This is a genomic window from Ferrimicrobium sp., from assembly GCA_022690815.1.
Classification (GTDB): domain Bacteria; phylum Actinomycetota; class Acidimicrobiia; order Acidimicrobiales; family Acidimicrobiaceae; genus Ferrimicrobium.
This window is the reverse complement of the sequence record JALCZJ010000011.1, coordinates 1-14455: the sequence shown is the minus strand read 5'-3', so window position 1 is coordinate 14455 and position 14455 is coordinate 1. Positions and strand designations below refer to the sequence as shown.

The 14455-nt window shown below is 58.7% G+C and carries 11 protein-coding genes and 1 tRNA gene; 3 read left to right on the top strand and 9 right to left on the bottom strand.

Translation table 11 applies throughout. The features are described from left to right. Positions 1-600, top strand: a complete 600-nt coding sequence (locus MP439_04900; GenBank protein MCI2975399.1) for a YecA family protein — start codon at positions 1-3, stop codon at positions 598-600. A gap of 338 nt (positions 601-938) precedes the next feature. Here MP439_04900 and rsfS read toward each other — a convergent pair whose 3' ends face one another. After that, positions 939-1490, bottom strand: a complete 552-nt coding sequence (gene rsfS, locus MP439_04895) for a ribosome silencing factor (protein MCI2975398.1) — start codon at positions 1488-1490, stop codon at positions 939-941. Between the two features lie 628 nt (positions 1491-2118). After that, on the bottom strand, positions 2119-2712 hold the full coding sequence (nadD, locus tag MP439_04890) for a nicotinate-nucleotide adenylyltransferase (GenBank protein ID MCI2975397.1): 594 nt from the start codon (positions 2710-2712) through the stop codon (positions 2119-2121). Positions 2713-2872: 160 nt separating this feature from the next. On the opposite strand from nadD, the gene MP439_04885 reads away from it, so the two are divergent. Continuing rightward, on the top strand, positions 2873-4216 hold the full coding sequence (locus MP439_04885) for a 3-deoxy-7-phosphoheptulonate synthase class II (GenBank protein MCI2975396.1): 1344 nt from the start codon (positions 2873-2875) through the stop codon (positions 4214-4216). Positions 4217-4326: 110 nt separating this feature from the next. Here MP439_04885 and boxA read toward each other — a convergent pair whose 3' ends face one another. The 7 genes from boxA to MP439_04850 form a co-directional block, all read right to left on the bottom strand. After that, a complete protein-coding gene (boxA, locus tag MP439_04880; protein ID MCI2975395.1) occupies positions 4327-5526 on the bottom strand; it encodes a benzoyl-CoA 2,3-epoxidase subunit BoxA in 1200 nt (399 codons plus the stop codon). Next, positions 5526-6965 carry a benzoyl-CoA 2,3-epoxidase subunit BoxB gene (boxB, locus tag MP439_04875; protein MCI2975394.1) on the bottom strand — a complete coding sequence of 480 codons (1440 nt, stop codon included), beginning with the start codon at positions 6963-6965 and terminating at the stop codon, positions 5526-5528. Before boxB ends, boxA begins: the two co-directional genes overlap by 1 nt. A gap of 5 nt (positions 6966-6970) precedes the next feature. Then, the gene (gene boxC / locus MP439_04870; protein MCI2975393.1) at positions 6971-8575 is read right to left on the bottom strand and encodes a 2,3-epoxybenzoyl-CoA dihydrolase; all 1605 of its coding nucleotides are present in this window, start codon (positions 8573-8575) and stop codon (positions 6971-6973) included. A gap of 123 nt (positions 8576-8698) precedes the next feature. After that, the gene (locus MP439_04865; GenBank protein ID MCI2975392.1) at positions 8699-9511 is read right to left on the bottom strand and encodes an alpha/beta hydrolase; all 813 of its coding nucleotides are present in this window, start codon (positions 9509-9511) and stop codon (positions 8699-8701) included. Beyond that, positions 9508-11079: a benzoate-CoA ligase family protein gene (locus MP439_04860; GenBank protein MCI2975391.1), complete on the bottom strand. Its 1572-nt coding sequence runs from the start codon at positions 11077-11079 to the stop codon at positions 9508-9510. Before MP439_04860 ends, MP439_04865 begins: the two co-directional genes overlap by 4 nt. Positions 11080-11311: 232 nt before the next feature. Continuing rightward, the gene (locus MP439_04855; protein MCI2975390.1) at positions 11312-12313 is read right to left on the bottom strand and encodes a helix-turn-helix domain-containing protein; all 1002 of its coding nucleotides are present in this window, start codon (positions 12311-12313) and stop codon (positions 11312-11314) included. Positions 12314-12378: 65 nt separating this feature from the next. Next, complete coding sequence (locus MP439_04850) at positions 12379-13629, bottom strand: MFS transporter (GenBank protein MCI2975389.1); 1251 nt, start codon at positions 13627-13629, stop codon at positions 12379-12381. A 137-nt stretch (positions 13630-13766) separates the two neighbouring features. Between MP439_04850 and MP439_04845 the strand changes: the two genes are divergently transcribed. After that, positions 13767-13839: transfer RNA gene (locus MP439_04845), tRNA-Arg, on the top strand. Positions 13840-14455: the final 616 nt, after the last annotated feature.

The following is a 14455-nucleotide window of genomic DNA, read 5'->3' as shown; positions in this document are numbered from 1 at the left end:
TTGACCGAAGAAGAACTCGATGCCCTTGCCGAGTTTCTTGATGACCCAGAGGCGCCACCGGAGCGCCTGACTCTGACCGCCTTCGATGGTTTTGCAGCCGGCCTCGCGGTCTCACCCCAACAGGTCGAGCAGGCTGAATGGATCGAGCTCGCGCTAGGTGTGATCCGAGAGGATGAGAAGATCGACCCCGCGATTCTTGATGCGATGGCCCGCCATTGTGAGGTGACCCGCGAGGTGATTCACACTCGTCCCGAGGAGTTCCTCCCCATTTTTGACTCAATTGTCGAGGTGGACGGTGACGAAGAGCTTGAGGAGATCTCGCCGGTCGAGTGGTGTGCCGGGTTCCTGTTGGCGACCGATCTGTTCCCGGAGGCGTTTTCCACGCTCGCCGACGACGACGATGCCGTCAATCTCATGCTTCCAATTGTCGTGTTCGGCACCGAGGAGGGGCTTGAGGCTCTCGAAGAGAACCAAGATGGTTTCGCCGAGGAGCTGATCGACTCGATTCAGCCGTCCGTGATCGGTCTCTATCGATACCTTGCACGGGTTCGGGAGACGGATGAGCTTGCCACCGAGGAAGTTGGAGAGCCGGAGGCGTAGCCTTATGTACCGGCTCGCTAATGAGCCCTCGGATCGGGCGGTCTAGGCTGGCGCGCGTCCGGCTGCACTTTGCCTTTAGGAGCCGATCCTCCTTGCGTCATTGCGCTCGCGTGTTGGAGTCATCGTGGACGAATAGTTGATAGTTGACCCAACTGTGTCATCCTCCTGAGCCGTCGCGAGGCGACGAGGTGGGCAGTCTTGTGGTCGGATGCGCCATCGAGCGGCTTATAGGTGCGGGCGGGGAGTACCTTAGACCTGGATTACGCACTCGTTCCTGTGGTAAAGGGTGACTAAGAGCACGACGCGGCTCTACGAGGGGGCGTGATGTGATGGATTTTTCAGCTGGTGGCAGCTTGGGTATTGGACAGGTTGAGCCCGGAGGTCGTGACCCCTGGGATGTTGAGATGTGTGGCGTCGGACCAGAGTCGCTCGAGCTGGTAGAATTCGCGAGCCTCTGTGGAGAAACAATGGACGATGAGCGAGCCGAGGTCAAGCAGAATCCATTCGTCGCTCTCCTGTCCCTCCACGCGGACATGGATGCCAAAGTCGTTTCGCGCGCGATCACGGAGTTCATCAACAACCGAATGCAACAGTCGATTGTTGGTTCCACTCAAAATGAGGAAGTAACTCGCAAAGGTCGAGACCTCGGAGATATCGATTGCGATCACATCGGTGGCTGATTTATCCACCGCCGCTTGGGCAAGGGCAATCGTCAGTTCGAGAGGATCGACGTCGTTGTTAAGTTGTCTTGGCGGTGCCACGGGACCGGGGTAGATCTCGATCCCAAGCTTCTGTCCTGGTCGAAGGTTGTGCTTCACGGTGATTACCAGCCTAGTTGCCAGTGCATCGAAGCTACGCCCTGATGAACGGACACCAAAGCGCCCCGGCATCGACACGTGCTCCCAGCGCGATCGTGTTTCCCTCTCCCGTTACCGGGGTGCGCCGTGGTGAGATCTTGATGGCGATTCAATGCATGCCCGCTTGCGGGGAGGCGATGCTGTCTTCGGGCACACCACCCTCAGATGTTTGGCTGATCCCTAGGCGCTTGGCTGGTCAACGTTGGATCCCAGTGAGGTGCCGTCGAGCAAGGAGAGCTCGATGGTACCAAACTCGCGGGTCAGTGATGCTTCGTTCTCGACCGAACAGTTGGGACAGGGTTGACGGTGTCGTTGAGAACGTAGCACCCTGGAGCCATCGGCTGTCAGGCGAACGATGAATTCGCCTGAAACCGGATCAAGCGTGAACAATTCATAGTGTTCCCAGGCCGATTCGGGCAAAAGCGAATAGGAGCTTGGTAGCGGGTGAGTACGAGGTAGGCGGAGGAATCGCCTTTCCTGTGCCTCGAAAACCCACAAGCTATTGCAAGTCTCGATGGTTTCGTACCGATCATTTGATTCGTGGGTGCGTGCAACCATGCGTAATTTCCAATCTGCAAGGACATTTCAGTCCTGATCGTGTTGGCGATCCTAGGCATGATCATTCTAGTAGCGTCCGCGTAGGTCGCTGTCGGCCCGGTCGTTAGCCGCTTTCATCATCGCGATAAAGCTGATAGGCCTCGATTGCATCGATTGCAGTTTCTGGAAGTAAAAACTGTAACGGTCGATGTCCTCGCACTCGCTCACGGAGATCGGTTGAGGAGATATCCAACCAAGGCATCTCAGCCAGGATAGGTTGCTCGAAATCCAAGATATTGCTAATCGTCGGGTAGCCATAGCGGTTCACAATCACCAGGTTCGCGAGTGTGGAGAGCTCTTCGGCTCGCTCCCAGGTCGGCATCTGTGATGCGGCATCGGCCCCAACGACCAGGAAAAGCTGGTCGTTGGGGCGGAGAGTCTTCAACTCCGAAAGGGTGTCAACCGAGTACGAGAGCCCACCGCGTGCAATCTCGATGTCGCTGGGTTCGAGCCCCGGAATTGGGCGCAACACCTCTGACACGACGAGGAGGCGAAGCTTAGCATCGGTGACGGTGCGGGTTCCCTCCTTTTGCCATGGCTGATTCGCGACGATGAAGAGCACCTCGTCAAGGGCTGCGGCGTGCATGGCGTTCTGGGCTGCCACCAGATGGCCAATATGGATCGGATCAAAGGTACCGCCAAAGACGCCTAGCCGCATGGATAGCACCCTTTGGATTGGCGAGCGTCCTTCGTTCGTTGCATTCTGGCACGCTCCTCGGTCGTGTGGCGTTATTACCTAGCAATCTTATCGGGGGCTCAGGGTGACACGCGAACTGTTCGGAGCTATTGCATCCGTAGACTGACCTTAGGAGGTTGACATGGAGCTGCAGTGGGATCCGTGGGATTGGCAGGACTATGAGATAGCCCAGCAGCCAGCATGGCATAGCCAAGACGAACTCGAGGCCGTTCGACGTGAATTGCGATTGCGGGCCCCGCTCGTCTTTCCTCGAGAGGTCGATGCGCTTCGACGTGCGCTCGCTCGAGCCGCGGTTGGCCGGGCTTTTGTGTTGCAAGCCGGCGACTGTGCGGAGTCATTTCATGATCATGGCGCCGCCTCGATTCGAGCCAAGCTGCGGGTGATTCTCCAGATGGCGGTCGTTTTGACATATTCGTCAGGCGTGTCTGTGGTCAAGATCGGCCGTATCGCAGGCCAATACGCCAAGCCGCGGTCCTCCGAGACGGAGCTGCACCATGGAATTGAAATACCGGTGTTCCGCGGACATATCGTCCACGATGACGACCCATCACTTGAAGCTCGTCGTCCTGACCCACAACGTATGTTGACGGCTTATGACCTATCACGGGCAACCGTTGCGACGATCAAGGCGCTCACCGAAGGGGGCTTCTCTGACCTATCTCGCGCCCATAGCTGGAACCAGGATTTCGTCTCCACATCCCCGGAGGGCGAGCGCTACGCCTCGATAGCCGCTGAGATCGAACGTGCGTTGCACTTCATGGCCGCCTGTGGCATCGATCTTTCCCAGGAAGAGGTCCTGCACCAGATCACCCTCTGGACCTCACATGAGGCGTTGTTGTTGGGCTACGAGGCGGCCCTGACACGCCGGGACCCATCGTCGAATCGGTTCTACGATCTGTCGGCCCACGAGGTGTGGATCGGCGACCGGACTCGTGATCCAAGGGGTGCTCACGTGCGCTTTGCCAGTGGTATCGCCAATCCAGTTGGTGTTAAGGTGGGCCCCACAATGACGAGCGATGAGCTTTTGGCGGTCTGTGGGGCACTTGATCCGGATCGCGAACCCGGAAGGCTGTTGTTGGTGGCGCGGATGGGTCATGAAACGGTGCGCAGTGCGCTCCCGGATCTGGTGAGAGCCGTGCAGACTGCCGGTCATCCGGCGGTATGGATCTGTGATCCGATGCATGGCAACACCTTCGTCTCTGAGGCTGGTTATAAGACGCGCGATTTTGAGGACATCATGGATGAGATCACTGGGTTCTTTGAGGTGCATCACCGTTTGGGAACCTGGCCTGGGGGAATCCACGTTGAGCTGACCGGCGAGGATGTGACGGAGTGTCTCGGCGGTGGCGAAGAGGTGCTTGAAGCTGAATTATCGAGAGCCTATGACACCATCTGTGACCCTCGGCTGAACGCACGGCAGTCGCTGGACCTCGCCTATCGGGTCGCAGAGCTATTGATCCGATAGCGAGCCCAACGGTGTGGTCGCTGACCCCTGGCTGGCTGTGGTGACCGGCACGGCTTCGAGTCGGTCTGTTGCTGTTGTCAACCCGCACCCTTTTGCCACCCACATCATGGTCAGTAGGTCTCGACGTGCAAGCGACCCTCTTCGATGAGCTTGGCCTCTCGCAGATCCCAGTCGTCAATACCTTCGGTCAGGACCGACCGTATGGAGCCCTCCATTCCCTTGACACCGCAAAGGTACAGGTAGGTCGACTCCTGATCAAGGAGTACCTTCAGCTCGGCCAGTCGGTCTCGTAGACCGTCTTGGACGTGACGGGCAGGGATACCTTCTTCGCGGGACAGACAGAGCTCGATCTCGATCAGCGAGCGTTCAAGCTTCATCAACGGCCCAAAGTAGGGGAGCTCGGCTCGCGTTCTTGCCCCGAAGAATAGCCAGAGCTTGCCGGGACCTGCGGGAAGATGACGCCGACGATATTCGGTCATCGCCCGAAACGGGGCTGATCCAGTGCCGGTGCAGATCATGATGAGGTTAGACGCTGGGTCCATCGGCATGAGGAAGGTGTCTCCGAATGGACCGATGAGGCTGACGGTATCGCCTCGCTCTCGATCACACAGGTAGTTCGAGGCAAGGCCAGGCAGGCCATGTCCGTTGTCGATGACGCGTTTGACTGTCAGGGCAAGGTTGTTGTGTCCTGGCCGTTCACCGTCACGCGGTGAGCAGACCGAATACAGCCGTATTGCGGGAGAACGCTGGTCATCGGGATCATGTGGGGGAAGAACACCGACGCTCTGTCCCTCGAGAATGGGGAAGGCATCGCCTCCGAGATCGAGGACGATGTGGTGTACATCGGAGTCGGTCCCGGGAGCTGTGATGCGGTAGTTGCCAACCACGGTGGCAACGATGGGGTTGCGGCGGGTGGCGACGTTGAGGTGTGGGGTGCTAGCGCTCGCGGGCGGAGGTGTCTTTGGTGCGAACTGATGGGCGAGCGCAAGGAGCTCGCCCGCCTCAGAGTCGAGCGTATCTGCCTCTTGCTCTTCGAGGTCATCGACCTCGGCGTCGTTGGCGGGGAGCATGTCCCATTCGAACTGTGCATCGATGGGATGAGGGGTGTTGACGATCCGCCATGAGTCGATCGCCCCGGTCGGGCACGGTCCAAGACAGTCTCCGCATGCGGCACAGATGGCTGGGTCGACGACGTAGTTATCATCGTTGTGAGTGATGGCGTCGATCGGACAGGTCTCCTCGCAGGTGTTGCAACGTATGCAGACCTCGGGATCGATGAGATGTTGGCGAACGAGCCCGGCGGTGGTCATCACCCGTGGAGGCGCACGAACTCGAAGTCTCCTGGCTTGTTGTCGATCGCCACCTTCGGTGGTGCGATCCAACTCGCATAGGATCCTGGCTCGTAGATCGGTTGCATCAGCGAGGTGATGAACGCGCGATCGTCCGAGGAAGGGAGATGGCCCTCGACGATATCATGAAAGGCGACTCCCTTATGAACCTGACCACTTGGATCGATTGGGGCCATTTGGAACTCCCCAACCTGTCGGTGAAAGCCAACGTGGGGGAGGCTGAGCCGATAATCGACCCCGGCCTTCTCGAGGATCTTGTTCCAGCGCTTGACACCATTGGTACAGTCGTTGGCATAGTCGTCGCGGAGACGGGCGTTTAACACGGAGAGGGCAGGCTCGTTGCGATTCACAATGTCGGTCTCTTCGAGTCGAAGTACGGGGTATGTCGAATTCGTCAGACGATGATCGTCGTCGATCTTGTGTTCGTTGAATCGTCCCTTCAGGCCGGCCGCGAACGCATTGGCCGCGTTGGAGGAAGCCTCAGCGCCGAAGAGGTCGAGGCTAACCGAGAAGTGGAAGTTGAGATAACGCTGCAGGGTTGGCAGGTCGATGACGTTGAGGGAGCGAATGCGCTCGACATCGGTAGGGTCATCGATGTGGGCGGCGATCATCGCCGTGGCCGTCGCCTCGATCACGCGTCCGATGCCGCTCTCTCCGACGAACATATGATGGGCCTCTTCGGTCAGCATGAACCGAGTGGTGCGCGCAAGTGGGTCGAAGCCAGATTGGGCGAGCGCCTCGAGCTGGTATTTACCGTCACGGTCGGTGAAGAAGGTGAACATGAAAAATGACAGCCAGTCAGGTGTCTCCTCGTTGAACGCCCCAAGCATGCGGGGTCGATCGTCATCGCCGGAGCGCCTCGTGAGGAGCGCCTCGGCCTCCTCGCGACCATCGCGACCAAAGTAGCGCTGCAGCAGGTACACCATGGCCCAGAGATGCCGACCCTCCTCGACGTTCACTTGAAAGAGGTTGCGAAGGTCGTAGAGCGAAGGTGCCGTCGCTCCGAGGTGCCGCTGTTGCTCGACGCTAGCGGGCTCGGTATCTCCCTGGACGACGAGCAGGCGGCGCAACATAGCTCGGTACTCACCCGGCACCTCCTGCCAGACCGGTTCTCCGAAGTGCTCCCCAAAGCCGATCTTGCGCTCAGGGTCACCTGGTGCCAAGAAGATGCCCCAGCGGTACTCCGGCATCTTGACGTACTGAAACTGCGCCCAACCTTTGGGGTCGACCCCGGTCGCGGTGCGTAGGTAAACCTCGGAGTCGTTAAACCCCATGGGGCCCATCTGGTTCCACCAGTTGAGGTACCCTGGGTGCCACTGTTCGAGCGCCCGCTTAAGACGATCGTCGCTTGCGAGGGCGACGTTGTTGGGAATTTGGGCGTCGTAGTCGATGAGTTCCATTGTGATCAGATCCTTTCTTGTTGGAAGTTTGCCATTTGGCCGGTCCCATACCGGCGTAGCGCTCCTTCGGCGCCGACAGCATTGGGTCGGCTAAAGACCCAGTTCTGCCAGGCACTGAGACGACCGAAGATCTTGGTTGCCATCGTCTCTGGGCCGACGAAGCGTAGGTTGGCCTCCATGGCGGTAAGTGCATCTGGAGAGAACCCATGACGCGCTCCAAGCGCGAGGCGTACCTCGTCGTCCCAATCGAACGCGTCCGGCGTGAAGGTCACCAGCCCGAGCCGCTGTGCAGCGGCTGCATCGAGTTCACTAGTGGTGTGCGTCGAAAGCTGTTCGAGCACACCAGGCTCTCCCCACAAGCGTGAGGCGAGTCGTGAAAGTCCGTTCATCATCGGGAAGGCATCAAAGTTCATCGGGTCCACGACAAGACCGACCGTTCCGTTGTCGAGAAAGAAGGACCGGTCGGCCGCAAACACAAGCTCTGCGAGTGGGCCGGCAAAGCAACTCCCGTCGGCGATCGTGGTGATGATCGATCGCGAGGTCAGATCGAGGCGTGCCAGCGTTCGTCGCCACAGGTCGAGCCCTTCGCGGACGATCCACTGGTCGCGCCAGGCCTCAAGACCTTGGGCATAGCGCTGGGCGATTCTAAGATCTCCTCGGGTCTCAAGCCACAGGGTCCCAAGCGTTGGCTCATTGAATCTGAGGTGACAGATCAGATCGTTGAGCTCGCGAGCGGTGGCGACCAGCCATGAGGCATCGCCTTGTGCGTGGAGCTCCTCGGCTGAGGCGGGGACGGTGGTCGGGCCTTGGATGCTGATATGAGCGGCACCGAGATCCCGGTCGAGGTCGACGTGGATGTGTTGGTAGTCAACGGTGCTTTCGGTGATGTCGCGGTTGATGTCACCAAGGGTGATGCCACCCGGCCCCTGGTGAGGCTTCGCGTTGTACGTGGTGAGCGACTCAAGAAACGACGACAGGCCCGAGCGTGGTACCAGGTGGTCGACTAGATTCCAGTCCAAGGCCCGCTGACCTCGAATACCCTCCTCAAGGGTGCAGAAGTAGTCAGCACGGTCTCGACGAACCGTACGCTTGTCGGTAAGCCTCGTGAGTCCACCGGTACCGGGCAGGACCGCCAAGAGTGCGACCTCGGGAAGTGAGACCGTTGCGGAGCCGTCGTCGACAAGGACGATGGTGTCACAGCTCAACGCCAGTTCGTACCCGCCACCTGCGGCGGTGCCTTCAACGACGGCCACGAAGCGAGCGGGAGCGTCCTCTAAGAACAGCCGTGTTTCGTTGGTGAACTTGCAGAAATTCACCTTGTGATGATGGGTTGCCCCGGCCAACATTGCGATGTTAGCGCCAGCGCAAAAGACGCGAGGTTTACCGGAACGCACAAAAACAGTGGTCACCTCGGGGTAGGTGAGGCGAAGCCGCTCGATGGCGTCGGCGAGTTCGATGTCGACCCCAAGGTCGTAGGAGTTCATTTTCAGCTGATAGCCATCGCCGATGCTCTCATGCTCATCGACATCGAGGGTGAGCTCGGCAATGTGCTCGTCAGTCTTGAGTTTCCAGTGGTGGTATCGGTCCGGGTGTGTCCGAAGATCAATCATCACGCCTCCTTGTCTGCAGTATAGTTTTAGTAGCTCCGAAATGATCTGCAAAATAATACATGTTTGCCCGACGAAGGTCGTCTGATGGTGCAGGTAGCGGAGGTACCGATGAACTTGTGGCCATTAGCAGCGGTGCTCGCCGGAGTCCGTGCTCGTCGTGGGGGCGACAAAGTTGCCAATACGGGCAAGCACCTCCTCGGGGTCTGATAGGTGCGGTGCATGCCCCGCGCCTTGAATGTATGCGATGTCTACCTGTTCGCACTGCGCTGCGATGAGTTCGAGTTGGGCCCTGCTCCCGTAGGGATCCGCATCGCCCTGGAGTGCCAGAATGGGCACCTTGATGTCGGGCAGGCGATCCAGGATTGAGAAGGTTCGAAAACCGGGGTCGAGCCAGACATCATTCCATCCCCAGAATGCAGTGGTGAGGTTGGACCCATGGTATCGAGCAAGTTTCTTCGCCAGATCACCGTGGACGAAGTCGGCCTTGGCTCGACGAATGGCCGTGAGCGTCATCTCTTCAACGATGACGTGAGGGGCAATGGCGATAATACCAGCCAACAACGGATCGTGATGGACGCCAGCGTAGGCCAATGCGATGGTGGCGCCGTCCGAGTGGCCGAGGAGTAGCCGTGGCCCCGGGCAGAGCCTATCGAGGAGACGTGGCAGGGTGTGGTCGGCCTCGCTCAGCATGTAGTCGAGCGGTCGTGGGAGATCGATGGTGTCTGAGCCGCCATAACCGGCCCTCGAATACGCCACGACCCGAAGGCCGAGTCGTTCGGCGAGCCTAGAGCCGAAGTGTTTCCACATCGCCACGCAGCCCAGGCCCTCATGGAGCAACACAACGGTTGGTCCCAAACGTTCGGCTTGGGCTGGGGGAGCCCAGCTGGCGACCTCAAGAATGGTCGGACCGAGTCGTAGGTGCGAGATTGGCGTCACGGGTTGCGAAGCTTGAACCGTTGAATCTTCCCGGTCGCGGTCTTGGGCAGTTCATCGACGAATTCGATCCAGCGAGGGTATTTCCACGGCGCCAGGCTGCCCTTGACGAAGGACTGGAGGTCTTGGATCAATTCGTCGTTGGCGTCGACGCCGGGCCGGACGACCACGTAGGCCTTTGGCTTGATCAACGTATCGACATCACTCCAGGGGACAACTGCCGCCTCGAGTACCGCCGGGTGGGCGATGAGAGCAGACTCAACCTCGAAGGGTGAGACCCAGTTGCCGGAGACCTTCATCATGTCGTCGGCGCGCCCGGCGTAGTAGTAGAAGCCATCGCCGTCACGCAGGTACTTGTCACCGGTGTGCGTCCAGTGCCCCCGGAAGGTCGCTAGCGATTTATCTCGCTGGTTCCAATAACCGTCTGCGGCTGAGTACCCTCGAACCACCAGTTCGCCGATGGTGTCGGCGCCATCGATCGTCGTACCGTCGTCATCGACGAGTTGTGCCTCGTAGCCAGGAACCGGTGTCCCGCTTGATCCATAGCGGATCTGTCCAGGGCGGTTAGCGAGGAAGATATGGAGCATTTCGGTCGACCCTAGGCCATCGATGATTGGGGCACCGGTGAGCTCCTCAAAGCGACGCCCGATCTCGGGAGGGAGGGCCTCCCCAGCTGAGGTGCAGATGCGAAGGCCGGCCTCGCCCAGTTCTTGTGCGCGTGGGCTCGCAAGGAGCGAGGCGAACAGGGTCGGTACTCCGCAAAACACCGATGGGTGATGCTGGGTCAGGAGGTCGATGACCGAATCGGGTGTCGGACGACCATCGAGATATACGGCTCGAGCTCCGACCCCGAAAGGAAAGGTCAGCCCATTGCCGAGTCCGTAGGCGAAGAATAGCTTGGCTGCCGAGAACACGGTGTCGTCCGCGCGCAAGCCAAGCACGCGCTTTGCAAAGCATTCGATCGTAACGGCGACGTTTCGATGGAGATGGCGAACCCCCTTTGGACGTCCGGTGGAGCCAGACGAGTAGAGCCAGAAGGCTACCTCGTCGGAGACGGTGTCTGCGGGCGACTCGTAGGTCCCGCATGCCAGAATCTGGCTCCCGATTCCTGGTCCGTTCAGGCCGTTGTCGTGCTCGATCCACTTCACTCGCGATGATGTGCTCGCAGCGCCTTTGATCTTGTCGGCCTCTGAGGCTGAGGTGATGATGGCTTTGACACGGGAGTCTTCGATAATGTAGCGAAAGTCCTCCTCTGCGAGGAGGGGATTGAGTGGTATGGGGACGATGCCAGCGCGGATGGCACCGAGAAAAAGGGCAGGAAACACTACCGTGTCGCCGATCACCATGAGGAGTCGATCTTCGGGCTCGAGCCCGTTTTGACGAAGCGCCGTGGCGGCTCGCAGGACAAGATCGTTAAGGTCGCCGTAGGTGTAGGATCCAGATTGGTCAGTGATCGCGGTGGTCGAATCGGTCCGATGCCGATCAAGCAGGTAGTCGGCGATGTTAAACGCCTTTGGGATCGTAACGAGCCAATCCTCGATCGTTGTGCTTTGTTCGCCTTGCGTCTGCATCGTCATCCCCCTTTGTTGTCAGTACACGTTTGCGGGCCCACTGGGAGCCACATCATGTTCGTGTCTCACTGTTTCCTGCTGTGAGCATCACACCCACCGGCATGTTACGGCACAACTTGCACAATAATGCCAACCACTCGCAGAAACTCCGGCGTATGCCTGCATTATCGTGCAGCTTTTGGGGCCCTCCCAGCGATAGACGGTACCACAATGGATTCCGGGCGCCGACGGCCTATGGCTCTGAGATCTTGAGACCGTCCCTGATCTCTGAGTTGACGGTCTCCGACTCGGGGATGGTTGGTGACTCACTGGTGCTGAGACAATAATCCTTGCCGAGGTGGTTCGCGAGTAGCGATATGAGCTGGGTTAAGGAAGCCGCGACGCTTTGGTGAGATGTTGATAGATGGAGGTGGGCCAATTCATACAGAGGTGTGCGCTCGGCGAGAATCGCCCGCAGCTCATCCATGGCACGGGTATTGCCATGCATCGGTCTCAGATCGCCCTGGTCAACCACACGTTGCATGTGCTCTTCCGGGGAGGTGGAGAGCCAGACGGTGCTAAGGTGACGGCGCAACAGGGTGTAGGCAGGTTGATTCGTTACCAGGCCCCCACCGATCTCCAACACCAGTTGCTTTGTCCCGGCGTTGATGAGTTGCTCAAGCGACTCCAGCTCGAGACGACGGAACGCGGCATCACCTCCAAGGGAGAAGAGCTCATCGAGTGGCATCTGTGTTCGTTGGGTGATGAGCTCGGTCAAGCGGAGAAAGCGCCATCCGAGCCGATCAGCTAGCAATACGCCGAGCGTGGTCTTTCCGGCTCCGCGGAGTCCGACCAACGCTACACCGTCGCGGTTGGTCGCGACCAGACGCTGGAGTCGACCGATGAGGTCTTCCGCTTCATTTGGGGTCACCAGTGTTATTAGGTCAAGCAGTGCCAGCACGCTCGTGTTGAGTGCGCGTGCGAGGCGGGTGAGAACCGTCAAGGAGGGGTTGGCGGCACCGGCTTCAAGCTGGGCCAGGTAGCGTTCGGAGAGTTCGGCTCGCTGTGCAAGCTCAAGTCGCGACAGGCCCAACAGGCTGCGCTCACGACGGAGGTTTCTGGCAAGCTGGTCCACGATTTGTGCGTAATCTGATGACGGTGTATTAGGCTGCGTTGGATCCGCAAAACTGGTGAGCGACACCTTCGGTTTGCCGGAGCGTCCAGCGTAGTCATTGGGTGAAGCATGCCTATTCACTGCTTTTACGATAGCGGGTACGTCATGGTTGCTTCTCATTCTGGCTCGACACGATAGGGTGGGGATTAACCGGCCGACGAGAGGGTCGATCGTGTGCGCAACCGCAAGATCGTGACGTAGACGACGAATGCGGTGAAGACGAGGACCACTGGCACTAAAACGGTCGTCATCATGAGGCGATAGGTGGTGGCTGCCGCAATGAGGCCGAGGACCGGTGGTGCTACGATGCCGATAAGGTTACTCGATCCCATGAGCAGCGAGTTCGCGCGAGGTAGTTCCTCTGGAGGCAGCGAGCTTGAGAGGGCCGACAGTGCTAACGGGAAGATAGCACCGTGGGGCAGGCCGAGGATGATCATCCCAACCAAAAAGAGAACGAAGGAGTGGCCGGCGATGATGAAGGAGAGGCCGACGATGGTAAACAATCCTGCAACGGCATACGCTAATCCTTTACGCGGAACCGGTGACCGCCAGGCGACGAGACCCCTGCAGCTCAACGAGAGGACGAAGAAGACGGTGAAGGCGAGCTGTGCCTGTGCAGCGGTCGCTCGATCTGTGACCCGGGCCACCTCTGCTCCGAACACCGTGAGCGCAGCAAAGGGAACGGCATACATCAGCTGGGCAAAAAGGGCTTTCACGACCTCTGGTGTTTTGAGTAGGCGAATGCGCTCGGAGTTCAGTTGGTGATCGGCTGGTGGTTTGTTAGTTGCCGCAGCCTTGGCTGAGAGAGCCATTGCTTCTCGTCGTCGTGACACCATGATGACAAGAGCCAGTAGGGGTAGTGCCGTGAAGGCGATAAATGGCCAACGTACATCTTGATGGGTTGCATCAAGTAGGCCCGCTTCTAAGAGTGGGCCTACAGCGAGCGACATACTCAAGACCAGCGTGTAGATGGCGAGGATCCGTTGTGGGTTGGCCGCACTCTCGCCAGCTGCGAGCTGGACGGAGCCGGCCAACCCCGGCATTCCGAGGCCGCCAGCTACACCCAGGAGGATAGTGGCAAAGGCGGTGAGATAGATGGAGTGACTGACGCCAATGATGACAAGGCTGATTGCCAGGGCAATTAGCGAGTACAACACTGCCCGTTCGAGGTGGGCCGGTTTGAGCCGAGCGCTGATGGAGAGTGTTACGAGTACAAGTATGATGCCCGAAAGGGCAGAGACAATTCCGATGACGCCGGCACCGTAGCCAAGGTCCTCTTTGATAATGAGGGCAAGGGTGGTGAGCGCCATATTCTGGGCGCCCCGATAGAAGCCTGCGACGGTATAGAGTCCGAAGACGGTATGAGGAAACGATCGAAGCCGCGACCGTTGCTGCATGCTAGTCACCCTCTACCTCCACGTCGGAAAGCGAGAGTTGGATCGTGGAGGAGTACTGTTGTAATGATCAAGTACTCTAGTCGGTGGTCTTTGCTGATTGCCGTCTGTGGTGCTCGCGGCTTTACACTGGACTGGTGGCCCCTGTAGCTCAGCGGATAGAGCAGCTGCCTTCTAAGCAGTCGGTCGTAGGTTCGAGTCCTACCGGGGGCGCTGGTTGGATGCCATACGTTCCTGCCGCCACACAGACTGTGACACGGAAGGCAGGGTCAAACCCAGCTCTACGGGTAACAGCGACATGCGCGGCAAGCATCACTTCGCATCAGGGACACTCAAAAACGTATGGCGCTTCAAGATCTACCAAGCTGAATGCGAGAGCGCTCCCGCTTTCCGCGCCAGGTCTCAATAAGGTGATCCTCAACGAAGGGTTGGACAAGCTGTGAGAGCTAGTCCATACAAGATGTCCGACAACGTAGGAACTGTCGTCACCATCCCTGTCCATGACGTGTCACGTATATGAGATAACCACACCGAAACAGAGTAAGAGCCAGGCGCTGTTTCGGTATCAGTACACCGATGGGTAGCTGGACTGATAGCGCTGACTTCGACGCAGCCTGTGTGTTAGCTTGATGATCTCGGCGATCTCGTCATCTTGAGTGGGTCCTTGGAACCCCTGACCTTGGGGCGTCACCGAGCGATCTTACTCCAACAAGGGCGAATCTCTTGACCCACTTTGAGACCATGAAGCAAGAGACATCCAGCTCATCAGCGATATCTCGTAGCCTGACGCCTTCGTTGGCCAAGAGGGCTATCTTTGCTCGCACAACTT

Coding starts and splice junctions, on each gene's coding strand:
- rsfS (MCI2975398.1), bottom strand. CDS start 1,490: ATGCCGGGGCGCTTTGGTGTCCGTTCATCAGGGCGTAGCTTCGATGCA.
- nadD (MCI2975397.1), bottom strand. CDS start 2,712: ATGCGGCTAGGCGTCTTTGGCGGTACCTTTGATCCGATCCATATTGGC.
- MP439_04885 (MCI2975396.1), top strand. CDS start 2,873: ATGGAGCTGCAGTGGGATCCGTGGGATTGGCAGGACTATGAGATAGCC.
- boxA (MCI2975395.1), bottom strand. CDS start 5,526: ATGACCACCGCCGGGCTCGTTCGCCAACATCTCATCGATCCCGAGGTC.
- boxB (MCI2975394.1), bottom strand. CDS start 6,965: ATGGAACTCATCGACTACGACGCCCAAATTCCCAACAACGTCGCCCTC.
- boxC (MCI2975393.1), bottom strand. CDS start 8,575: ATGATTGATCTTCGGACACACCCGGACCGATACCACCACTGGAAACTC.
- MP439_04860 (MCI2975391.1), bottom strand. CDS start 11,079: ATGCAGACGCAAGGCGAACAAAGCACAACGATCGAGGATTGGCTCGTT.
- MP439_04850 (MCI2975389.1), bottom strand. CDS start 13,629: ATGCAGCAACGGTCGCGGCTTCGATCGTTTCCTCATACCGTCTTCGGA.